Origin of the sequence: Salegentibacter maritimus, from assembly GCF_016236915.1 — a bacterium.
Classification (GTDB): domain Bacteria; phylum Bacteroidota; class Bacteroidia; order Flavobacteriales; family Flavobacteriaceae; genus Salegentibacter; species Salegentibacter maritimus.
The window spans coordinates 76075-97194 of sequence record NZ_JAEHOK010000010.1 but is presented as its reverse complement, the minus strand read 5'-3'; the positions used below and the strand labels follow the sequence as shown (position 1 = coordinate 97194).

General features: G+C 36.5%; 21 protein-coding genes and 3 tRNA genes. 14 read left to right on the top strand and 10 right to left on the bottom strand.

All coding sequences use genetic code 11. The annotated features are described in order from the left end of the window. Nucleotides 1-594 precede the first annotated feature (594 nt). The 4 genes from thrS (at nt 595) to rplT (ending at nt 3830) form a co-directional block, all read left to right on the top strand. Entirely contained in the window at nt 595-2541 is a 1947-nt protein-coding gene (thrS, locus tag I6U49_RS09195; protein WP_198628444.1) for a threonine--tRNA ligase, read from the top strand. 23 nt (nt 2542-2564) lie between these two features. Next, complete coding sequence (gene infC / locus I6U49_RS09190; RefSeq protein WP_289024626.1) at nt 2565-3116, top strand: translation initiation factor IF-3; 552 nt, start codon at nt 2565-2567, stop codon at nt 3114-3116. 35 nt (nt 3117-3151) lie between these two features. Continuing rightward, nucleotides 3152-3349 carry a 50S ribosomal protein L35 gene (rpmI, locus tag I6U49_RS09185; protein WP_011708523.1) on the top strand — a complete coding sequence of 66 codons (198 nt, stop codon included), beginning with the start codon at nt 3152-3154 and terminating at the stop codon, nt 3347-3349. A gap of 133 nt (nt 3350-3482) precedes the next feature. Next, a complete protein-coding gene (gene rplT / locus I6U49_RS09180; protein WP_193712249.1) occupies nt 3483-3830 on the top strand; it encodes a 50S ribosomal protein L20 in 348 nt (115 codons plus the stop codon). A gap of 231 nt (nt 3831-4061) precedes the next feature. Here rplT and I6U49_RS09175 read toward each other — a convergent pair whose 3' ends face one another. The 6 genes from I6U49_RS09175 to tgt form a co-directional block, all read right to left on the bottom strand. Further along, nucleotides 4062-4484 carry a secondary thiamine-phosphate synthase enzyme YjbQ gene (locus I6U49_RS09175; protein WP_198628443.1) on the bottom strand — a complete coding sequence of 141 codons (423 nt, stop codon included), beginning with the start codon at nt 4482-4484 and terminating at the stop codon, nt 4062-4064. A 181-nt stretch (nt 4485-4665) separates the two neighbouring features. Beyond that, nucleotides 4666-5850 carry an asparagine synthetase B gene (locus I6U49_RS09170; RefSeq protein ID WP_232804683.1) on the bottom strand — a complete coding sequence of 395 codons (1185 nt, stop codon included), beginning with the start codon at nt 5848-5850 and terminating at the stop codon, nt 4666-4668. A 127-nt stretch (nt 5851-5977) separates the two neighbouring features. Then, complete coding sequence (gene dnaB, locus I6U49_RS09165; RefSeq protein ID WP_193712247.1) at nt 5978-7543, bottom strand: replicative DNA helicase; 1566 nt, start codon at nt 7541-7543, stop codon at nt 5978-5980. Between the two features lie 168 nt (nt 7544-7711). Next, a complete protein-coding gene (locus tag I6U49_RS09160) occupies nt 7712-8665 on the bottom strand; it encodes an acetyl-CoA carboxylase carboxyltransferase subunit alpha (protein ID WP_193712246.1) in 954 nt (317 codons plus the stop codon). Nucleotides 8666-8763: 98 nt separating this feature from the next. After that, complete coding sequence (locus I6U49_RS09155) at nt 8764-9840, bottom strand: LptF/LptG family permease (RefSeq protein ID WP_193712245.1); 1077 nt, start codon at nt 9838-9840, stop codon at nt 8764-8766. Nucleotides 9841-9843: 3 nt separating this feature from the next. Beyond that, nucleotides 9844-10974 carry a tRNA guanosine(34) transglycosylase Tgt gene (gene tgt / locus I6U49_RS09150; RefSeq protein ID WP_198628442.1) on the bottom strand — a complete coding sequence of 377 codons (1131 nt, stop codon included), beginning with the start codon at nt 10972-10974 and terminating at the stop codon, nt 9844-9846. 364 nt (nt 10975-11338) lie between these two features. On the opposite strand from tgt, the gene I6U49_RS09145 reads away from it, so the two are divergent. The 3 genes from I6U49_RS09145 (at nt 11339) to I6U49_RS09135 (ending at nt 14174) form a co-directional block, all read left to right on the top strand. Continuing rightward, a complete protein-coding gene (locus I6U49_RS09145; protein WP_193712243.1) occupies nt 11339-12187 on the top strand; it encodes a transketolase in 849 nt (282 codons plus the stop codon). A 129-nt stretch (nt 12188-12316) separates the two neighbouring features. Further along, nucleotides 12317-13270, top strand: a complete 954-nt coding sequence (locus I6U49_RS09140; protein ID WP_193712242.1) for a transketolase family protein — start codon at nt 12317-12319, stop codon at nt 13268-13270. A gap of 307 nt (nt 13271-13577) precedes the next feature. Further along, the gene (locus I6U49_RS09135; protein ID WP_193712241.1) at nt 13578-14174 is read left to right on the top strand and encodes an outer membrane beta-barrel protein; all 597 of its coding nucleotides are present in this window, start codon (nt 13578-13580) and stop codon (nt 14172-14174) included. A gap of 221 nt (nt 14175-14395) precedes the next feature. On the opposite strand, the gene I6U49_RS09130 is transcribed toward I6U49_RS09135, so the two are convergent. Then, entirely contained in the window at nt 14396-15301 is a 906-nt protein-coding gene (locus I6U49_RS09130) for an FKBP-type peptidyl-prolyl cis-trans isomerase (RefSeq protein ID WP_198628441.1), read from the bottom strand. Nucleotides 15302-15381: 80 nt separating this feature from the next. On the opposite strand from I6U49_RS09130, the gene I6U49_RS09125 reads away from it, so the two are divergent. From I6U49_RS09125 to I6U49_RS09115, 3 genes are all read left to right on the top strand, one after another. Continuing rightward, nucleotides 15382-15774: an RNA-binding S4 domain-containing protein gene (locus tag I6U49_RS09125; RefSeq protein WP_193712239.1), complete on the top strand. Its 393-nt coding sequence runs from the start codon at nt 15382-15384 to the stop codon at nt 15772-15774. Next, nucleotides 15737-16360: a methyltransferase domain-containing protein gene (locus I6U49_RS09120; protein ID WP_317191857.1), complete on the top strand. Its 624-nt coding sequence runs from the start codon at nt 15737-15739 to the stop codon at nt 16358-16360. Before I6U49_RS09125 ends, I6U49_RS09120 begins: the two co-directional genes overlap by 38 nt. 75 nt (nt 16361-16435) lie before the next feature. Then, nucleotides 16436-16936, top strand: a complete 501-nt coding sequence (locus I6U49_RS09115; RefSeq protein ID WP_193712238.1) for a phosphoribosyltransferase family protein — start codon at nt 16436-16438, stop codon at nt 16934-16936. On the opposite strand, the gene I6U49_RS09110 is transcribed toward I6U49_RS09115, so the two are convergent. Then, nucleotides 16931-17449 (bottom strand): shikimate kinase, encoded by a 519-nt coding sequence (locus I6U49_RS09110; protein WP_198628440.1) that lies wholly within the window; start codon nt 17447-17449, stop codon nt 16931-16933. The two genes, I6U49_RS09115 and I6U49_RS09110, sit on opposite strands and share 6 nt — an antisense overlap. Nucleotides 17450-17574: 125 nt before the next feature. Here I6U49_RS09110 and I6U49_RS09105 point away from each other — a divergent pair. The 3 genes from I6U49_RS09105 (at nt 17575) to I6U49_RS09095 (ending at nt 17922) form a co-directional block, all read left to right on the top strand. After that, nucleotides 17575-17647: transfer RNA gene (locus I6U49_RS09105), tRNA-Lys, on the top strand. A 33-nt stretch (nt 17648-17680) separates the two neighbouring features. Then, a tRNA-Lys gene (locus tag I6U49_RS09100) sits at nt 17681-17753 on the top strand. A gap of 85 nt (nt 17754-17838) precedes the next feature. Continuing rightward, nucleotides 17839-17922, top strand: a tRNA-Leu gene (locus tag I6U49_RS09095). Nucleotides 17923-17934: 12 nt separating this feature from the next. Here I6U49_RS09095 and I6U49_RS09090 read toward each other — a convergent pair. Together I6U49_RS09090 and I6U49_RS09085 are read right to left on the bottom strand one after the other, a co-directional pair. Next, nucleotides 17935-19311: an aldehyde dehydrogenase gene (locus I6U49_RS09090; RefSeq protein ID WP_193712236.1), complete on the bottom strand. Its 1377-nt coding sequence runs from the start codon at nt 19309-19311 to the stop codon at nt 17935-17937. A 10-nt stretch (nt 19312-19321) separates the two neighbouring features. Continuing rightward, nucleotides 19322-20119, bottom strand: coding sequence for an SDR family oxidoreductase (locus I6U49_RS09085; protein ID WP_198628439.1), 798 nt, complete (start codon nt 20117-20119; stop codon nt 19322-19324). A 105-nt stretch (nt 20120-20224) separates the two neighbouring features. On the opposite strand from I6U49_RS09085, the gene I6U49_RS09080 reads away from it, so the two are divergent. Then, nucleotides 20225-21118, top strand: a complete 894-nt coding sequence (locus tag I6U49_RS09080) for a MerR family transcriptional regulator (protein ID WP_193712234.1) — start codon at nt 20225-20227, stop codon at nt 21116-21118. Nucleotides 21119-21120 lie beyond the last annotated feature (2 nt).

Sequence of the window (21120 nt, the reverse complement as noted above, 5' to 3'; positions counted from 1 at the left end):
TTTTTGGGAACTTGTTTCCGCTGTAAGCGGCTGCAAATATACAATGCTTTTTCTTTATCAACCAAATATTTTTTAGAAAAATTTTAAGTTTTTTTTGAAAGCTTTACCCGATTAAAAGAACTTAAAAACAACAACAATTTTTATTAAAATCCTTCGCTGTTTTTGCGGCTGCAAATATACAACCTCTTTTGAATCTGACAAGCAAAAAATAAAGTTTTTTTTACTTTTATTTTTTTGAGCTTTCTTAGCCCTAAAAACATCGTAATCCCAGTATGTAATGAACCTCTCAACTTAGAACCCCAAACCTCTTGTGGCGCAAAGCGGGTGCAAATATACTGCTGTTTTTTACTCCCACAAGCTCAACTTCACATTTTTTTAAAGAAAACTTAAAACAAAATTATAACAGCCTCTAAAAAAGGAACTTGTAAGATAAAAAATTTTAAAGAAAATTTTAGAATTGAAAAGTTAATATTTCAGAGATAATTATAAAGGCTTATTTTTATTTTTCAGCAATAATTATTCTCCTTTATATATAAGTATATTGCGCAGGCAAAATCAACCTATTATCTTTGCGCTCATTAAAACTACATATACATGATTAAGGTAAGCTTGCCCGATGGCAGTATAAAAGAATTTGAGAAAGGATCTACTCCAATGGATGTTGCTAACAGCATAAGCGCTGGATTGGCACGAAACGTAATTTCAGCAAAATTCAATAATAAAACTGTAGAAGTTTCTACACCATTAACTACAGATGGCAGTTTAACCTTATTCACCTGGAAAGATGACGAAGGTAAAAAAGCATTTTGGCACTCTACTTCCCACGTAATGGCCCAGGCTATAGAGGAAATGTACCCCGGTTCTAAATTAACTATTGGACCGGCCATTGAAAATGGCTTCTATTATGATGTAGATTTTGGAGAGCACAAAATTTCTGAAAATGATTTTAAGAAGATTGAAGATAGAATGCTTCAAATTGCTCGTGAAAAACATGACTTTAAACTTCGTGAAGTTTCTAAAGCTGACGCCCTCTCCTATTATAAAGAACAAAACAACCAGTTTAAAGTAGAGCTTATAGAAAACCTGGAAGACGGCGATATCACTTTCTGTGATCATGACAGCTTTACCGACCTTTGCCGTGGTGGCCACATTCCAAATACCGGTTTTATAAAAGCGGTAAAATTAATGAGTGTTGCCGGCGCCTACTGGCGAGGTAACGAAAACAATCCGCAGTTAACTCGTGTTTACGGAATTTCATTTCCGAAGCAAAAAGAATTAAAGGAATATCTAGAACTGCTTGAAGAAGCTAAGAAAAGAGATCACCGTAAGCTCGGGAAAGAATTGGAGCTATTCACCTTTTCCCAAAAAGTTGGACAGGGACTTCCATTATGGCTTCCTAAAGGTGCAGCTTTAAGGGAAAGACTGGAAAATTTCCTTAAAAATGCTCAAAAGAAAGCAGGTTATGAAATGGTGGTAAGTCCGCATATTGGTCAAAAAGAACTTTATGAAACTTCAGGACATTATGCAAAATATGGCGAAGACAGCTTCCAGCCCATTCATACTCCAAATGAAGGGGAAGAGTTTTTATTAAAACCTATGAACTGCCCTCACCACTGTGAAATTTATAATTCACAATCATGGAGTTATCGCGATCTTCCAAAACGTTTTGCCGAATTTGGCACTGTTTATCGTTACGAGCAAAGCGGCGAATTACATGGCTTAACCAGGGTAAGAGGCTTCACTCAAGATGACGCCCACATTTTCTGTACTCCAGACCAATTGGACGAAGAATTCAAAAAAGTAATAGATCTTACCTTATATGTATTTGATTCTTTAGGTTTTGAAAACTTTACTGCTCAGGTTTCTTTAAGAGACCCGGAAAATAAAGAAAAATATATAGGCTCTGACGATGTTTGGGAGAAAGCCGAATCTGCGATAATTAATGCCGCAAAGGAAAAAGGTCTTAATTATGTTGTTGAAACCGGTGAAGCTGCGTTTTATGGACCTAAGTTAGACTTTATGGTAAAAGATGCGCTTGGCAGAAGCTGGCAGCTTGGCACCATTCAGGTAGATTACAACCTGCCAGAAAGATTTGAACTTTCTTATAAAGGAAGCGACAATGAGACACATCGTCCGGTAATGATTCATCGTGCCCCCTTTGGCAGTATGGAACGTTTTATTGCTATTTTACTGGAGCATACCGGAGGAAATTTCCCTTTATGGTTAATGCCAGAACAAGCTATGGTGCTCTCAATCAGTGAGAAATATGAAAAATACGCTCAAAAAGTTTTAACTTTGCTGGAAAATAACGAAATTCGCGCCCTAGCAGATAATCGAAACGAGACTATAGGAAAGAAAATTAGGGAAGCCGAAATGAATAAATTCCCATATATGTTAATTATAGGGGAACAGGAAGCAGAGGATGGTACGGTTTCTGTACGAAAAAGAGGGGAAGGCGATATTGGCACCATGCCAGTAGAAGACTTTGCCGAAATAATAAATAAAGAAATTAAAGAAACGTTAAAGACGTTTAAAGTTTAACCAAAAATAGATCAGCCATAGCAATACGTAGAAAAAAATCGAAAAGACCGCTTAGAGCAGTCAAAGAAGATCAACACAGGATTAACCAAAAAATCAGGGCAGAAGAAGTTCGTCTTGTTGGTGATAATGTAGAAATGGGTGTTTATCCCACAAGAAAGGCATTATCTATAGCAGAAGAATTAGGCCTGGATTTGGTAGAAATATCTCCAGATGCTAAACCCCCGGTGGTGAAAGCAATGGACTATAAGAAGTTTCTTTACGAACAAAAGAAGCGTGAAAAAGCTATGAAAGCTAAAGCGAGTAAAGTTGTTGTAAAAGAAATACGTTTTGGTCCGAATACCGATGATCACGATTACGAATTCAAAAAGCGTAACGCAGAGAAATTTTTAAAAGACGGAGCCAAATTAAAAGCTTTTGTATTTTTTAAAGGCCGCTCTATCGTTTTTAAGGATAAAGGAGAAATACTACTACTTAGGTTAGCTCAGGATCTTGAAGAGCTTGGAAAAGTAGAGCAGATGCCAAAACTGGAGGGAAAACGTATGACCATGTTTTTATCTCCCAGGAAAGCAAAATAAAATATAAGAGAGTTATAATATAAAAAGAGGATAACATGCCTAAGATGAAAACCAAATCTAGTGCTAAAAAGCGTTTTAAGCTTACAGGTACTGGGAAAATAAAAAGAAAGCACGCGTTTAAAAGTCATATCTTAACAAAGAAGTCTAAAAAACGTAAGCTTGCCCTTACTCATAGTACATTAGTACACGATGCAGATAAGGACAATGTTAAACTTCAACTTCGTTTAAAATAGGTTGAAGCTCTTAACGGTTTAATTAATTTAAAAACCCTGGAGTTGGGCAACACTTCGACTTCGCTCAGTGTGATGTTTGAAGTTAAGTTAAAAGTGTCTATTATGGGCCGCCTGCTACAAAACACATAAAAATATGCCAAGATCAGTAAATTCAGTTGCAAAAAGAGCCAGAAGAAAAAAGGTTCTTAAGCAAGCAAAAGGTTACTTCGGACGTCGTAAAAACGTTTGGACAGTAGCAAAAAATGCGGTTGAGAAAGCAATGCTTTACTCTTATAGAGACCGCAAAGCAAAAAAGCGTAATTTCCGTTCGCTGTGGATAATGCGTATTAACGCTGCAGCCCGTGAACACGGTATGTCTTATTCTCAATTTATGGGAGCTGCCAAAGCCGGTGGAATAGGTTTAAACCGTAAGGTACTTGCCGATTTGGCAATGAACCATCCAGAAGCTTTTAAAGCAATTGTAGATAAAGTAAAAAAGTAATTACAAATTAATTATACTCTCTTATTTAAAAATCCGGTTCTTTTGAGCCGGATTTTTTTGTTCTCATTTTTCGATAACGAATGAGTTGACTAAGAGTTGATTTAATTTCTGCTCTAAACGAATGACAGTTCTTCTTGCCAGCAATACACGATTTTTTTAAGATTTATTGATGAATTCGTAGCTCCTTAAGTTTTTTCACGATTCACTACTACCACCCATATCGTAAATAAATTAAACTCCATATAGGCTTAGAACCAATTTTCTGGCACCTCCAAAATCTCTATGTTCTCCTAAATAAATTCCCTGCCAGGTTCCCAGGTTAAGTCTTCCATTGGTCACCGGAATTTGAAGCGAACTCCCCAACAAAGATGCTTTAATGTGCGCCGGCATATCGTCTGGCCCCTCTACTGTATGTTTATAATACGGCATATTTTCCGGAACCATCTTATTAAAATGACTTTCAAAGTCCTGTAGCACCGTAGGATCGGCATTTTCATTAATTGTTATTCCCGCTGAAGTATGTTTTATAAACACATGTAATATACCCGATTTTATTTCTTTTAATTCCAGTAATTGGCTTTCTATCTCGTTTGTTACCAAATGAAAGCCTCTAGACCTTGCCTTTAATTTTATTTCCTTCTGAAAATATTTCATAGTTACTGCATATTATTTTCTTTAGATGAATTTTAATAAAAGCCAATATTCCAGCCGAAATAAATAAGACTGAAGATATTGAATTTGATTAAGAATGTATTTCATTTAAACCTAAGGCAAGAAAAATAACCATTAACAAATTAAATATACTTACAAATTAACCAGGTTATTTCTGTTCATCTTAAGTTTTTTGAGGCTTTTTCTTCGCCGCCGGAAAAAGTACATTATTTAAAATTAAGCGATAACCCGGTGAAGTGGGGTGCAAATCAAGTTCGGTTTTTGGATCCCCTACCCTATGCTGATAATCTTCGGGATCGTGGCCTCCGTAAAAAGTAAAAAATCCTTTCCCTTTTATTCCATGAATATATCGAGCTTCACCATTTAATTTACTCTCTCCCATCACCAAAACATTTGGTTTAATATTTTTAGGATTATAAGCGGTTGTTTGCCCCATAAATCCTTTAACCAATCGTGTATGATTTTGAGTTAGCATAGTTGGTACCACATCCCATTTAGCAGAAAAATCCATCAATGTAAAATAATCAGATTCCTTCGGAATATTCCTTTTAGCCGTCATATCTATAGAAGAAAACTCGTAAACCATAGGGCTTCGTTCTAAAGTAAAATCTGTAAAAGCAAAGGTATTGCTAAAGTTTATTTTAGATTGGTAACCCGGTTCACTGGGATCTCCGTCAAACATAGTTTCAGCAATATCTACTCCCTCTGCCGCCAGTGCGATATCAAAACTATCTGTAGCGCTACACATGGCAAACATAAACCCACCACCAACTACATAATTCCTAATTTTTAGAGCTACATCCAGTTTCTCCTCTGAAACTTTATTATAGCCCAACTTTTTAGCCAGAGCCTCTGCTTCTTCTTTTTCCTGAATATACCAGGGAGTGGTTCTAAAAGTCCTATAAAACTTTCCGTATTGTCCGGTAAAATCTTCATGATGTAAATGCAGCCAATCAAATAAAACCAGTACATCATTAAGAACAGCTTCATCATAAATGGTTTCATAGGGAATTTCAGCATAGGTAAGCGCCATGGTTACCGCATCATCCCAGGGCTTGTTTCCCTGTGGTGAATACACTGCAATTTTTGGAGCTTTTTCCAATAATACGACTTCCTGGTTTTGCGACGGACTACTAATATCTTCGAGGATAGACTGGGTTTTAGCTTCACTAATTACCTCAAAAGAAACCCCTCTAATTTTACATTCTTTACGCAATAAATCTGTGTCTGAAATTAAAAAAGATCCACCTCTATAATTCAATAACCATCTAACTTCTAATTTTTCTTCCAGGGCAAAGTAAGTTATCCCATAAGCTTTTAAATGATTCTTCTGGGAATCTTCATCCATGGGAATTAACAGTTGTGATGCTGTCGCAGAAAAAGAGTTTAAAACCAGGAAAATAAAAAAGACCAGAAAAGGGTTTGTTTTTCCCCTTTTCTGGTCTTTAAGACTTAATATTTGAATTTTATTTTTTTTAAAACGGCACTTCGTCATCATCTTCATTATTTAACCCACTATTCATAGAACTGCCAAAGGCTTCATTCGCACTCGGGTTAGGCAGGTTTGGAGAACCAAACTCATTCTCTTCATTCTCCCCGGTATTCATTTTAGAATGATACTCGAAAGGTGAATCAAACTCTTCTAAGTTATCAAATTTACCAAGATGACCAATAAATTTAAGACGTATATTTTCCAGTCCACCATTTCTGTGCTTGGCAACAATAAATTCTCCCTGCCCATCGGTAGGTGTGCGTTCTTCGTCATCCCATTCTTCAATTTTATAATACTCTGGACGGTAAATAAAGGAAACAATATCGGCATCCTGCTCAATAGCTCCAGATTCCCTAAGGTCAGACAGTAAGGGTCTTTTACTACCTCCCCTGGTTTCAACCGCACGAGATAACTGAGAAAGCGCAATTACCGGTATATTTAATTCTTTGGCCAGGGCTTTAAGGTTACGGGATATTGTAGAAATTTCCTGCTCCCTGTTACCTCCTCCTTTTTGGCTTCCGCCCGCGGTCATTAACTGCAAATAATCAATTACAATAAGTTTAATACCGTGTTGCGAGGCCAGTCTTCTCGCTTTTGCCCTAAGGTCGAAAATTGAAAGTGAAGGTGTGTCATCTATAAATAAGGGGGCATTTTCAAGATCTCTAACCTTTACATTTAGTTGCTCCCACTCATGTTTTTCTAGATTTCCGGTTCTGAGTTTCTCGGAAGAAAGACCGGTTTCTGAAGAAATTAATCGCGTAATTAACTGCACTGCCGACATCTCCAGAGAGAAAAATGCCACGGCCATATTTTGCCCAACCGCAATATTTCTTGCCATCGATAAGGTTAAAGCGGTTTTCCCCATACCGGGACGTGCTGCCACAATAATAAGATCACTGGGCTGCCAGCCGGAAGTTAGCTCATCTAATTTATCAAAGCCGGAAGGCACACCACTTAAACCTTCTTTATTAGAAATCTCTTCAATTCTATTTTTTGCCTGAATCACGAGGCTTTGTGCTGTCTCTGTAGATTTTTGAATATTCCCCTGGGTTACCTCATATAATTTAGCCTCAGCACTATCCAAAAGATCAAAAACATCTGTAGATTCGTCGTATGCTTCTTCAATAATCTCATTTGAAATTTTAATAAGGCTTCGCTGAATATACTTTTGAAGAATAATACGCGCATGAAATTCAATATGCGCAGATGAAGATACTTTTTGAGTTAGTTGAATAAGGTAATAATCTCCTCCTGTCTTTTCAAAATTACCATCTTTCTTTAACTGGTTAGAAACGGTTAATAAGTCAATCGCTTCAGTATTTTCAAAGAGCTTATGTATGGCTTCGAAAATTAATTTATGGGAATTTTTATAAAAAGCATCGGGGCTAAGAATATCAATTATCTCATCCACACCCTTTTTATCTATCATCATTGCACCCAACACAACTTCTTCTAAATCAACAGCTTGAGGCGGAAGCTTACCTTTCTCAAGACTAATAACATTACTTTTTTTAGCTGAAAATTGCTGCGGGGCGGTCATTTTATCCATATTACGAAAATATAAAATTTGTTAAGAGCATCTTAATTTTACGACAACTAGTTAATCAACAGATAGTCAACATTTAACCTGTTGAAAACTATATATTAGTGTTGATAAGTGCAAAAAAAACCGAAACCAGGGTTTCGGAAATTAAATGGGTTATGATATGTGGGGGTATTAGCCTTTAAAAACCCCCATATTCAAATACTTATCCATTCTTTGATTAACCAAATCTGTTGGTGATAAGTTTTTAAATTCCTCATAAGCCTCAAGAATTGCATCTTTAACGGTAGCAAAAGTCTCTTCTCTATTGCTATGCGCGCCTCCAATTGGCTCTTTTACAATTTCATCTATTAGCTTCTGTTTTTTCATATCCTTTGCAGTAAGCTTTAAAGCATCTGCTGCCTGCTCTTTATACTCCCAGCTTCGCCATAATATCGAAGAACAAGATTCTGGAGAAATCACCGAATACCATGTATTTTCAAGCATCATCACTTTATCTCCAACCCCAATACCTAAAGCACCTCCACTAGCACCTTCTCCAATAATAACAACAATTACCGGAACCTTCAGCCTTGTCATTTCCAGAATATTTCTAGCAATGGCTTCTCCCTGGCCACGTTCTTCGGCTTCAAGACCTGGATAAGCTCCCGGAGTATCCACAAACGTCACTACAGGAAGTCCAAATTTTTCGGCAGACTTCATTAAGCGCAAAGCTTTACGATAACCTTCGGGGTTTGCCATTCCAAAATTTCTATACTGCCTTGTTTTAGTATTATAGCCTTTTTGCTGGCCTATAAACATAAAACTCTGATCCTCTATTTTACCAAGACCACCAATCATCGCCTTATCGTCCTTTACATTTCTGTCTCCGTGAAGTTCCAAAAACGTATCACCACAAATAGCATTAATGTAGTCTAAAGTATAAGGCCTATTGGGATGTCTTGAAAGTTGAACCCGCTGCCAGGCCGTTAAATTCTTATATATCTCCTTTCGGGTATCCCTTAATTTCTTTTCAATTTGCCTACAAGTAGCCGTAACATCCACATCGCTCTCTTGCCCTATATTACAAGCTTTATTGTATTGCTCTTCCAACTCTTTAATGGGTAATTCAAATTCTAAATATTCCATAAGTTGTTATGGTTTGTTTTTATTAGCTTACAAATATAACAAACTTTAAAAGGAAGAATTATGAAGAAAGAGCATTAATTTTCGACAAATTTTTGACGCTATCTTTTAGCCCTATATAGTAGAAAAATAGCCAAAAGGCCAAAACTAATATTTGGGAACCATACAGCAATTAAAGGAGAGAAGGTTGATTGTTCGGCCATAGTCCCAAAAACTTTGTCGAAGAAAATAAATATAAATGCCAGGGTAATGCCTACAGCCAGGTTAACCCCCATACCTCCACGACGCTTCATAGAAGACACGGCCACTGCAATAATGGTTAAAATAAAGGCTGAAACCGGAATACTCCATCTTTTATAAGCCACCACCAGATATCTATTAATATTTCCTGAGCCTCTACGCCGCTCTTGTTCTATAAATTCATTAAGCTCGGTATAATTTAAGGTCTCGGCGATATAGGTTTCAGGGGTTAACTCATCAAACTCGAAAGGAAGAATGGTATCTAACTTGTTTTGGTGAAAAATTGAATCGCCATCCACACCAATAATACGTTTATTTACGTTAGTTAACGAGTAGGTTGTATCTTCCTCATTAAACCTTAAACTTGAAGCGCTAATTTTAAACTTTAACCTATTTCCTTCAAAATGCTCTAAAGTAAAATTACGGGCAGATTTTCCCAGGGGTTGAAAATGACTCGCATAAATAAACTCATTATCATTTATTTGCCGGTAAACGTCCCTGGTTTCCTGTGTTTCTACGTTCTTTTTTAAGTACTCATACTTAAACTCATTGAAGCCCTTACTGGCCTTTGGAGCCAGAAACATACCAAGAATTAAGGCTAAAATACAAACAATACTCGCACCGATTAAATAAGGCCGTAAAAACCGCCAAAATGAAACACCACTACTTAAAAAAGCAATAATCTCGGTATTATTAGCAAGCTTAGAAGTAAACCAGATAACCGATAAAAATAGAAACAGCGGGAATAATAAATTAGCAAAATAGATGGTAAAATCTACGTAATAAAGCGCCACTTCTATAAAAGGCACTTCGTTATCCAGTATTTTACCAATTTTTTCAGCAAGGTTTACCGTAATACCAATTGGTATAAATAGTAAAAGCATCAGGAAAAAAGTTCCTAAATAGCGCTTTAAAATGTACCAATCTAATATTTTCAAAGTTTACAGTCTTTTATCCATTTGTTTCACCATCATGTTTTTCCAGGTGGTAAAATCTCCTGCTAAGATATGTTTTCTGGCTTCACGTACCAACCACAAATAAAATCCAAGATTGTGAATAGTAGCAATTTGCTTACCAAGAAGCTCGTTCACACTAAATAAATGTCTTACATAAGCTTTGCTATATTCTCTATCAACAAAAGTGATTCCCATTTCATCTATTGGAGAGAAATCATCTTCCCATTTTTTATTCTTAATATTAATCGTTCCATGAGCTGTAAAAAGCATTCCATTACGTGCATTTCGGGTTGGCATCACACAATCAAACATATCTACTCCCAAAGCTATATTTTCCAGAATGTTTATAGGAGTTCCCACGCCCATTAAATATCTCGGTTTATCCTCGGGAAGAATTTCGGTCACCACTTCGGTCATGGCATACATTTCTTCTGCCGGTTCCCCAACCGAAAGCCCACCAATAGCATTCCCTTCTGCTCCAACTGAAGCGATATATTCTGCAGATTGTTTTCTTAAATCTTTATAAGTACTTCCCTGTACTATTGGAAACAAAGTTTGGTTAAACCCATACAAAGGATCTACCTTCTCTAAATGATTTACGCACCTATCCAACCATCTATGAGTCATATGCATAGAGCGTTTTGCATATTTATAATCACACGGGTACGGTGTACATTCGTCAAAAGCCATAATGATGTCTGCTCCAATAGCACGTTGAATCTCCATAACATTTTCTGGTGTAAATGTATGATAAGAACCATCTATATGCGACTTAAATTTAACACCTTCCTCCTTAATTTTTCTTCGGGCAGAAAGTGAATAAACCTGGTACCCACCACTGTCGGTTAGGATATTACGATCCCAATTCATAAACTTATGTAAGCCACCGGCTTTTTTAAGAATTTCTGTTTGAGGCCGTAAATAAAGATGATAGGTATTTCCTAAAATAATATCGGGATTAATCTCCTCTTTTAGCTCCCGTTGATGAACTCCTTTTACCGAAGCAACGGTACCAACAGGCATAAAAATAGGGGTTTCAATTTTACCGTGATCGGTTGTTATAGTCCCGGCGCGGGCTTTACTACCGGCGTCGGTACTCAGCAAATCAAATTTCATAGTGCTTATTAAGTGAGCGCAAAGATACTCAAGTAAACTACCTTTAGGCAAACCCGCGAGGTATTTTTTTGTTTTCAAGGTATCTATATTTCCCTAAAAAAAGCATTTAATTCTAGATTATAGATTACATAACAAGTAAACTACCGAGGGGCAAGCCCACGAGGCATTCGTTGGAAACAAATTTTTAATTTCGAGGCAAGCCTCGGAGTATTAAACCCTTTGGCGGTGCCAATAAAAAAGTTTAAAACAGGAAAATGTTAGTTACTTCATAAGTTTTCTTGATAACTGCCTGGCAAGCACTTTGACAAAGCCTTATAAAAACCTATTTTTGTGGCTATTATTTTAACAACACAATTTTACTTTAATGTCAAAAATCAAAGAATTAGAAGATTTTGCCACCCAGGTTCGCCGGGATATCTTAAGGCAGGTTCACAAGGTGAACTCGGGGCACCCCGGAGGTTCGCTTGGTTGTACAGAATTTTTCACCGCTTTGTACCAGGGCGGAGTTATGGAACACAATCCCGAATTTAATATGGATGGAAAAGACGAGGATATTTTCTTCCTGTCTAATGGCCATATTTCACCGGTATTCTATAGCGTTTTAGCCCGCAGTGGTTACTTTCCTGTAGACGAACTTAATACTTTTCGTCTAATAGATTCAAGGTTGCAGGGTCACCCTACCACACACGAAGGTTTACCGGGAATTCGCATGGCTTCGGGCTCACTGGGCCAGGGACTATCTGTAGCCCTTGGGGCAGCTCAAGCTAAAAAGCTTAATAAAGATAATCATTTAGTGTTTGCCCTTTTAGGTGATGGTGAATTGCAGGAAGGACAGAATTGGGAAGCTATAATGTATGCCGCCGGAAATAATGTAGACAACCTCATCGCTACCGTAGACCTTAACGGGCAGCAAATTGACGGAAGTACAGAAACCGTTTTACCAATGGGCAACATGAAAGCTAAATTTGAAGCTTTTGGCTGGGATGTTATGGAGATTGAAGATGGTAACAACATGGAACAGGTAATTGATGGCTTAAATGAAGCCAAGTCCCGCACCGGAAAAGGAAAACCTGTTTGTGTTCTTATGACAACCGTAATGGGTAACGGCGTAGATTTTATGATGCATACACACGCATGGCACGGAAAAGCTCCCAACGACGAGCAATTAGAAACAGGTCTTGCCCAAAACCCTGAAACTTTAGGAGACTATTAAAGCCCCATTTAGCTTCCCTCAAAAAGGGAGGCATATAAAAATTAGGGGAATTGACATACAATAATATAGATTTCCACCTATACTGAAATGAATTCAGCACAGGCTACGGAAACGACAAAGAATAAAAGAATGAAAACATATATAGATACAGGAAAGAAAGATACCCGTTCTGGTTTTGGAGAAGGCCTTACCGAACTTGGTAGAACCAATCCAAACGTAGTGGCACTTTGTGCCGATCTTATAGGATCGCTTAAAATGCAGGATTTTATTGACGAAAATCCAGATCGTTTTTTCCAGACAGGAATTGCTGAAGCCAATATGATGGGAATGGCTGCCGGGTTAACCGTAGGTGGTAAAATTCCTTTTGCCGGGACATTTGCCAATTTTGCTACCGGTAGAGTTTACGATCAAATTCGTCAATCTATTGCATATTCAGGGAAAAATGTAAAGATTTGTGCTTCTCACTCTGGAGTTACTTTAGGAGAAGATGGTGCTACCCACCAAATCCTGGAAGACATAGGACTTATGAAAATGTTACCGGGGATGACGGTAATAAATACCTGCGATTTTAATCAAACCAAAGCAGCTACCATTGCCATAGCAGAACATGATGGACCGGTTTATCTTCGTTTTGGAAGACCTAAAGTAGCTAATTTCACTGCGGAAGACCAAAAGTTTGAAATTGGAAAAGCAGTTCAATTATACGAAGGAACAGATGTAACTATTATTGCTACCGGCCATTTAGTTTGGGAAGCAATACAAGCTGCACAACAACTTTCAGAAAAAGGTATTAGTGCTGAAGTTATCAACATTCACACCATTAAACCTTTAGATGAAAAAGCTATAATCGATTCGGTTAAAAAAACCGGTTGTGTGGTTACTGCCGAAGAACACAACTTCCTTGGCGGTCTTGGGGAAAGTGTTGCACGTACATTAGCTGAAAATAATCCAGCACCACAAGAGTTTGTGGCAACACAAGATACTTTTGGAGAAAGCGGCACACCAGATCAATTAATGGCTAAATACGGTCTTAATGCAGAGGCTATTATCAAGGCTACCGAAAAAGTATTAAAGAGAAAGTAAATAAACTATTGGCAAGCCAACAAATATTTATTTTTTCTTGGATTTTTTGGCAAGCCATAGATTATTAAATCTCGATTATCGAGTAAAAATTCTTTTTAAGTATTTTAAGAGGCTATTTTTAAAGTTATTAAAATCGTCATCCTGAAGTAGTTTCAGGATATAATATGTTTATTTTTAAAACATGTTAGAAGCTGAAACAACTTCAGCTTGACGATACAGGACTTTTTAAATAGCCTCTTTTTTATTTTATATAGAATAATAGGCATTATTAATGCGTTATCTACATCTAATAATAAAACAATCTACTATGAAGAAATTAATGTTTATCGCTGTTTTTTTGTGCTCCTCTGCAGGGCTTATGGCACAGGAAGCAGATTTTGGAATTAAAGGTGGTTTCAATTATGGAGCTACAGGAGATTATGAGAGTATTGGTGAAGGTGCCGATGATTTTAATCAAATAATAAAAGGAAAAGAAAAATCAGGCTACCATATTGGACTTTTTAGCCGCTTTGAAATTGTGGGTATCTTTCTGCAACCCGAATTAATGTATACCCGCTTAAATACCGAATACGAAACTTTTAATTATAAAATAGATAAAATAGATGCTCCTATTTTGCTGGGTGTAAATGTTTTTGGGCCTCTTAATGTTAAAGCCGGACCTTCTTTTCAATATATTATAGACAATGAATTGGAAGACACTACGCTTAAAATTGGCGATGTTGAAAAAGACATTACCGTAGGCTACCAGTTGGGTGCGGGCATTAATCTGGGACGTCTTGGGTTTGATGTAAGGTATGAAGGTGCATTTACCGAAAACACAGCTTTTAGCGAAGAAGCTTCTGAAAACTTCCGAATTGATTCAAGGCCTTCTCAATGGATTTTGAGTTTATCTTATGCCTTTTAAACCGTCTTAGCCAGAACTGCAGAAAGTAAACCACCTTGTAGGTGTTATGATCTTTGGCGGTACAAAAAAAGGCTGTTCGAAAAGTTTTTTGAATCGTCATCCTGAATTTACTTCAAAATCTAAAATGTTAATAAAGCAAACAATTTAGAAGCTGAAACAAGTTCAGCTTGACGAGCTTAGACTTTTCGCACAGCCTTTTCCCTTATAATAATTGACCTGACCTATTGAAAGGTATCAGGATCTAAATAATCTGGAGTACCATTTCCATTAGTATCTGGAAACTCTATACTCCCATCTTCATTAATAATTATTTCATCTTTGGTTGGTGTTCCGTCACCATCATCATCAGGGTCGGCAAAATTTGGAGTTTTATCCCCATCACTATCATCGTCTAAAACATTATTATTCTCATTAAGATCTTCCATCAAGCTTGGTATACCATCCTTATCATGATCGGCCTCGTTTACACCTAGTAATTGCACATTAAAAATTAAAGGGCTATAAGGCGGTATACTGGCTTGTGAACTTGAAAAATACCCTAATCCTGAAGGAAAAATAAGCGCTCCTATACCATAATCATCATTAAACTCTACGGTATTATCAGAATTTGTGGTATATCCTGTTGCACCTTTAAATTCAACAATTCCTTGAGAGAAACCTTTTATGAGCGAAGGCAGATCAAACCATACCGGAGTACTGGCATTATCAAACGAATTAAGGTTTAATAATTCCCCACGATAAGTAACCAATGTGGAATCGGTAAACCTTGCCTGCTGTCCTTCCCCTTCTCTTACTTTAAGCACGTACATGGTATATTCTACATCATTGCTTACCACTGTTTTTGTGATTAAATTTTCTTCTTCAGAAAGTGGCGTTTTATTGGCATTATCACCAGCTATAGTATCAAAACGAACCATATAATCAAAATCATCTGAAGGATTTTCAAACTCTTCGTAGTTGTAAAAATGCGTTTCCAGGAAGTTATGAATAGAATCTTCATCAGCTATGGCCTGCTCTTCAGGGTCTCTTTCTTCAAATTCAGAAGAATTTCCGTTATCATCGTCCTTACATGAAATCAATGTTAAAGCGGAAATAAAGCTTAGAATAAAAAATTTGTTTAATTGCATTGTCTATATTTTTGGCGCGCAAGATACAATATTCTTGTATTTTTGTTTACAGATTAACGCAGTTTTAAAGTAGAGATTTTATGAGAGTTGACAAGTTTTTATGGTGCGTAAGATATTTTAAAACCCGAAGCATTGCTACCAATGCATGTAAGCAGGGAAAAGTAAAAATGGATGGTACCAGTGTAAAGCCTTCTAAAGAAGTGTTTCCTAACGATAAACTTAGCGTACGAAAGAACCAAATAGATTATCAAATTGAAGTATTAGACCTCCCTCCTAGTAGGGTTGGAGCTAAATTGGTAAATCTTTACCTTATTGATGTTACACCAAAAGAAGCTTTTGAAAAACTGGAACTTTTAAAGTATTCTAAAGATTATTACCGTAAAAAAGGTACAGGTAGGCCCACTAAAAAAGATCGGCGCGATATAGACGATTGGTTTGAAAACACAGATCCCAATCCAGATGATGTCAAATAATAGTTTTTCCAGTGAATTCTGGTCTCAGCGTTATAAGCAGCATAAAACGGGCTGGGATCTTGGCGAGATCTCCAGGCCTCTTAAAACCTATATAGACCAGTTTACAAACAGGGACTTAAAAATTTTAATTCCAGGTGCAGGTAACGCCTATGAAGCCGAATATTTATTCAGGAAGGGTTTTAGCAATGTTTTCGTTGTCGACATTAGCGAAAAGCCACTTCAAAATTTTAAATCACGGGTTCACGGCTTTCCTGAAGATCAATTACTGCACACTAATTTTTTTGATATAAAAGGGCAATTCGATCTTATTCTGGAACAAACCTTTTTTTGTGCGCTTCCTGTAGAAGCGAGACCGGAGTACGCAAAAAAAATGTCAGTACTTTTAAAAGACCAGGGGCTACTGGTAGGCTTACTTTTTAGTTTTCCGCTTACAGAAAATGGTCCACCTTTTGGCGGAAATAAAGAAGAATATTTAACGTATTTTAGTCAGTATTTTGAAATTGAAGTTCTGGAAGACTGCTATAATTCTATTACGCCAAGACAGGGAAACGAATTATTTTTCAAATTCAGAAAAAAGCTAAAATAAAATCCAGACCGGATTAAGTCTGACAATATTTTAAAAACTCTAACGAATTCCCTAAAAGGGATAAAATTGTACCAAATGAAAGAAAGTGTACTTATATTAAATCACGACCAAATTCAGCATAAAATAAAAAGAATAGCTTACCAGATTTATGAAAGTAATATTAATGAACAGGAAATAATCCTGGCAGGCATCGCCAAAAAAGGCTATCAATTGGCTACACTATTAAAAGAAGCCCTGGAAGCTATTTCCCCACTTGAGATAAAACTTTGTAAAGTACAAATAGACAAAAAAAATCCGCTAGAAAAAATCGATACATCGCTTTCACCTAAGACATACCAGGACAAATCGGTTATCCTGGTAGACGATGTTTTAAATTCTGGAACCACCTTAATTTACGGGGTAAGACACTTTTTAGATGTTCCACTCAAGCAATTTAAAACTGCTGTTTTGGTTGATAGGAATCATAAAAAATATCCCGTAAAAGCCGATTTTAAAGGAATTTCCCTTTCCACTTCTTTAAACGAAATGGTAGAAGTTTCATTTGAACCCAATACCTATAAAGCTGAACTTTTATAGTTTCTCTATAATTTGAGCTACAATCGTTTCAGGTTTTTTGTCATCTACCATAACATTCAAATCTGATTGATTGTAGTAGTAGGCACGCTCAAAAAGATGTTTTCTTATAAATTCTTCCAAAGCTTCCCGGGTTTCGAGGTGGCTAATAACCGGGCGATGAATTTTTTCAGGAAAAAGTCGGTTTAATAAAGTTTCAACAGAAGCTTTTAAATAAATACTTAAGCTATCTTTTTGAGCAGAAATTCTTTCAAGATTATTTCCATAACAAGGCGTTCCACCCCCCAAAGAAATGATCATATTCGAATTATTTTCTAAAATATCATCTAATGCCTGTGATTCTAGCTTTCTAAAATACAACTCGCCTTTTTCTTCAAAAATAGCGTTGATGCTCTTCCCTTGCATCACTTCAATTTGATCATCAAGATCTACATATTTATAATTCAGCTTTTTAGCAAGCATTTTACCTACAACCGATTTACCGGAGCCCATATAGCCCGTTAAAAAAATTTTCATCGTTAAAGTACTTATTATTAGGAGAATCCAAAACTAATATAAATTTATCTCAATTTAGGCTTGAAAAATAAATTAATGCGTGTATATTTGCACCCGCAATCGCAAAAAGATGATTGCCTTTTATTGATCTGGTAGCTCAGTTGGTAGAGCATCTCCCTTTTAAGGAGAGGGTCCTGGGTTCGAGCCCCAGCCAGATCACTTTTTAAGTTCTGATTAAAATATAACAAACCAGATCTGGTAGCTCAGTTGGTAGAGCATCTCCCTTTTAAGGAGAGGGTCCTGGGTTCGAGCCCCAGCCAGATCACTTTTTTAAGTTCTGAATTCTTAACTCGTAGAATTCAATTTTACTACAGCCCTTGGAAACTTCATTATTTCCAGACTTGTTTTAAGCCCGGGTGCTGGAACTGGTAGACAGGCATGGTTGAGGGCCATGTGTCCATTAGGGCGTGCGGGTTCAACTCCCGCTCCGGGCACTTACAAATCTTTTATCCTATTATTTTCTTAATTAGACCAAAAAACTTATAAGGTGGATATTTTAAAGGTATATCTACTTTTGTTGTAGAATTTACCACCCCTCTTTCGTGCGTAAATGCAAGAAAGCTTTCTTTACCATGATATTTACCCATACCACTATGCCCTACCCCGCCAAACGGTAATTTATGGTTCGCCACGTGTATAAGCGTATCGTTAACACAGGCACCACCAGAGCTAGTTTCCTGCAAAACTGTTTTTGCAGTTTTTTTATTTCCAAAATAATAAAGTGCTAGCGGCTTTTTATTACTATTAATATAGGACAAAGCTTCCGCCAATTGGTTAAACTCCATTACCGGTAATATAGGCCCAAAAATCTCTTCTTGCATAATTTCATCTTCAGGCGTTACATTATCTAAAATTGTAGGCGAGATGTACTTTTCTGCTGCATCTATACTCCCTCCTGAATAAACATCCCCATTTAAATACTTTTTCAACCTGTTTAGAGCCGCAGTATTTACAATTCGACCGTAGTAATCGCTTTTCTGAGAATCCTCTCCCAACATATCCTTAAAGGCTGCAGAGATTTCGGCTAGAAGCTGTTTTTTCACCTCTTTATGAACCAATAAATAATCTGGCGCAATACAGGTTTGTCCGGCATTCATTATTTTACCCCAGGCAATGCGTTTTCCTGCAGCCTTTATATTTGCATCCTTATCTACCACACAGGGACTTTTCCCTCCTAATTCCAATACCACTCTACTTAAATGTTCAGCTGCGGCTTTCATCACTATTTTACCAACGCCCGGGCTCCCGGTAAAAAACATTATATCAAAAGGAAATTTAAATAACTCCTGGTTTGCCTCCTTTCCACCCTGAACTACCGTAATATATGCTGGCGAAAAATGCTCTGCTATCAATTCTTCAATTACCAGCGCAACATTTGGTGTATCTGGCGAAGGTTTTAAAACCGCACAACAACCGGCAGAAATTGCACCAATTAAAGGATTAAGGCTTAATTGAAATGGATAGTTCCAGGGTGCCATTATTAAAGCAACCCCTAAAGGTTCATAGAGAATTCTTGAACTTGAAGGTTTTATTTGCAAGGGAGTACTAACCTTTTTTGGTTTCGCCCATTTCTTTAAATTTTTAATATGATAATTAAGCTCTTCTATTAGAAGGCTTACCTCTGTTAGGAAAGCTTCTTCTTTAGATTTATGCAAATCCTTCCATAATGCCTCATTTACTTTATCTTCATATTGTAGAATAGCTTTTTTAAGTTTCTTTAATTGTTCAAGTCTAAAATTTATACTTTTTGTTTCCTGAGAACCGAAAAAAGCTCTTTGGACCTTAAAAATTTTGGAGATATCTTTTACTGAAGTTTCTTTCATATTCTTATTTTTAACGAGCTTTGAATTCATCCATAGTTTTATATACGCCAATCACTTTTCCCACAAACCAATCATAAAACCAAATTGGAAAAAGCCCCTGAAAAAACCTTACAAAACGTGTACTCCAGGGCATGCTTAAATAAATTCTATTACGTTCAATAGCTTTAATCACCTTCTTAGCCACTTTATCCTGATCCAGGATAGGGATAGTAGATTTTACCCCATCAAACATTCCTGTATTTATATAATAAGGAGTAACCGTGGTAATTCCTACTCCTGTTTTTAGCTGCTTCATCTCCAGACGCAAACTATCAGACCAACCCGTGGCAGCCCACTTACTAGCCGCATAGACAGCAAGTTTAGGATTTGAAACCAGGCCTGCAGACGAAGTAATATTACAAATATGACCTTGCTTTCTTTTAATCATACCCGGTAAAAAAATAAGCGCAAGCTGCATGGGAGCAATAGCATTTACTTTCATAACTTTTTCAATACTTTCGGAAGAATTCTCATGAAAATAATTCCCAAATACTATTCCGGCATTATTAATTAAAATATCTACAGCACCAATCTCCAACTCTACCTGTTCAGCAATTTCCCGAACCCAATTGGTATTAGTAATATCTAAAGTATAGCCATAAGCCTCCCCAATAACTTCAAACTCTTTTAAAGTTTGCTGCAAACTAAGTTTATTTATATCCCATATTACCAGTTTTCCACCTTTTTGTAGTATTTCACGCCCCATTATTTTACCTATACCAGACGCTCCCCCGGTAATTAGTACAATTTTAGAAGAAAAATTCGTCATAAATCTTACTGTTTAACCTTTTAACTAAAAAATTAAACATTTTAACAATTCCATAAAGTGTTTAATGTTCAAATTTAGTTAGATTTGGTGTATCTTAATTACATTATGGAACTAATAAAACAAAATTTCAGCATAAAAGACCTTGAAAATTTAAGCGGAATTAAGGCGCATACCATAAGAATTTGGGAAAAAAGATACAATATTTTAACTCCCGACCGTACTTCTACAAATATTAGAACCTATGATAGCGCTAATCTGCAAAAAATTTTAAACGTAGCTTTTTTAAATGAACACGGTTACAAAATTTCAAGGATTTCCAAACTAAGTGAAGAGGAAATATCAAAAATGGTACGCAGTATTTCTGCTCGTTCCAGTAAGGAAAATCGTGCTCAGAATTCATTTAAGCTCTCCATGATGAATTTCGATGAAGAGCTTTTTAATACCACATACAGCAACTTACAAAAGGATAAAAGTTTTAGAGAGATTTTTAATCAGGTTTTTCTTCCGCTTTTAGAGCAAATTGGCATGTTATGGCAAACCGATACTATAAAGCCAATTCATGAACATTATATAGTAGACCTCATTAAACAAAAGCTATATTTTAATCTAGCGGAAATAAAAAAAGAACTCAAACCTACCTCCGATAAATTATATGTTCTTTTCCTTCCAGAAAATGAAATTCATGATATTGGTATTATTTACTTATATTATGAACTATTATTCCACGGCAATAAAGCCATTTATTTAGGCCCAAGTCTTCCACTAAGTGACCTCGATTATTTATTGGAACGTCATAATAATATCAGCTTTGTAAGTTATTTTACCACGGCTCCCGGAGATGTTGAAGGTTTTATAAATGAATTCGAGGAAAGGGTTTGCGAAAAAGAGACTTACGAATTATTACTATTTGGACATAAAATTAGGGACATTCAGCATAAAGAGTTACCAACTTTTGTAAAAACCCATACAAGTTTAAATCAATTTATAGATAAGCTTTAGAA

Bases quoted from the DNA above. Each gene is read 5' to 3' on its own strand.
- thrS (WP_198628444.1), top strand. From the start codon at position 595: ATGATTAAGGTAAGCTTGCCCGATGGCAGTATAAAAGAATTTGAGAAA.
- rpmI (WP_011708523.1), top strand. From the start codon at position 3,152: ATGCCTAAGATGAAAACCAAATCTAGTGCTAAAAAGCGTTTTAAGCTT.
- rplT (WP_193712249.1), top strand. From the start codon at position 3,483: ATGCCAAGATCAGTAAATTCAGTTGCAAAAAGAGCCAGAAGAAAAAAG.
- I6U49_RS09175 (WP_198628443.1), bottom strand. From the start codon at position 4,484: ATGAAATATTTTCAGAAGGAAATAAAATTAAAGGCAAGGTCTAGAGGC.
- I6U49_RS09170 (WP_232804683.1), bottom strand. From the start codon at position 5,850: ATGGATGAAGATTCCCAGAAGAATCATTTAAAAGCTTATGGGATAACT.
- dnaB (WP_193712247.1), bottom strand. From the start codon at position 7,543: ATGGATAAAATGACCGCCCCGCAGCAATTTTCAGCTAAAAAAAGTAAT.
- I6U49_RS09160 (WP_193712246.1), bottom strand. From the start codon at position 8,665: ATGGAATATTTAGAATTTGAATTACCCATTAAAGAGTTGGAAGAGCAA.
- tgt (WP_198628442.1), bottom strand. From the start codon at position 10,974: ATGAAATTTGATTTGCTGAGTACCGACGCCGGTAGTAAAGCCCGCGCC.
- I6U49_RS09145 (WP_193712243.1), top strand. From the start codon at position 11,339: ATGTCAAAAATCAAAGAATTAGAAGATTTTGCCACCCAGGTTCGCCGG.
- I6U49_RS09140 (WP_193712242.1), top strand. From the start codon at position 12,317: ATGAAAACATATATAGATACAGGAAAGAAAGATACCCGTTCTGGTTTT.
- I6U49_RS09135 (WP_193712241.1), top strand. From the start codon at position 13,578: ATGAAGAAATTAATGTTTATCGCTGTTTTTTTGTGCTCCTCTGCAGGG.
- I6U49_RS09130 (WP_198628441.1), bottom strand. From the start codon at position 15,301: ATGCAATTAAACAAATTTTTTATTCTAAGCTTTATTTCCGCTTTAACA.
- I6U49_RS09125 (WP_193712239.1), top strand. From the start codon at position 15,382: ATGAGAGTTGACAAGTTTTTATGGTGCGTAAGATATTTTAAAACCCGA.
- I6U49_RS09115 (WP_193712238.1), top strand. From the start codon at position 16,436: ATGAAAGAAAGTGTACTTATATTAAATCACGACCAAATTCAGCATAAA.
- I6U49_RS09110 (WP_198628440.1), bottom strand. From the start codon at position 17,449: ATGAAAATTTTTTTAACGGGCTATATGGGCTCCGGTAAATCGGTTGTA.
- I6U49_RS09090 (WP_193712236.1), bottom strand. From the start codon at position 19,311: ATGAAAGAAACTTCAGTAAAAGATATCTCCAAAATTTTTAAGGTCCAA.
- I6U49_RS09085 (WP_198628439.1), bottom strand. From the start codon at position 20,119: ATGACGAATTTTTCTTCTAAAATTGTACTAATTACCGGGGGAGCGTCT.
- I6U49_RS09080 (WP_193712234.1), top strand. From the start codon at position 20,225: ATGGAACTAATAAAACAAAATTTCAGCATAAAAGACCTTGAAAATTTA.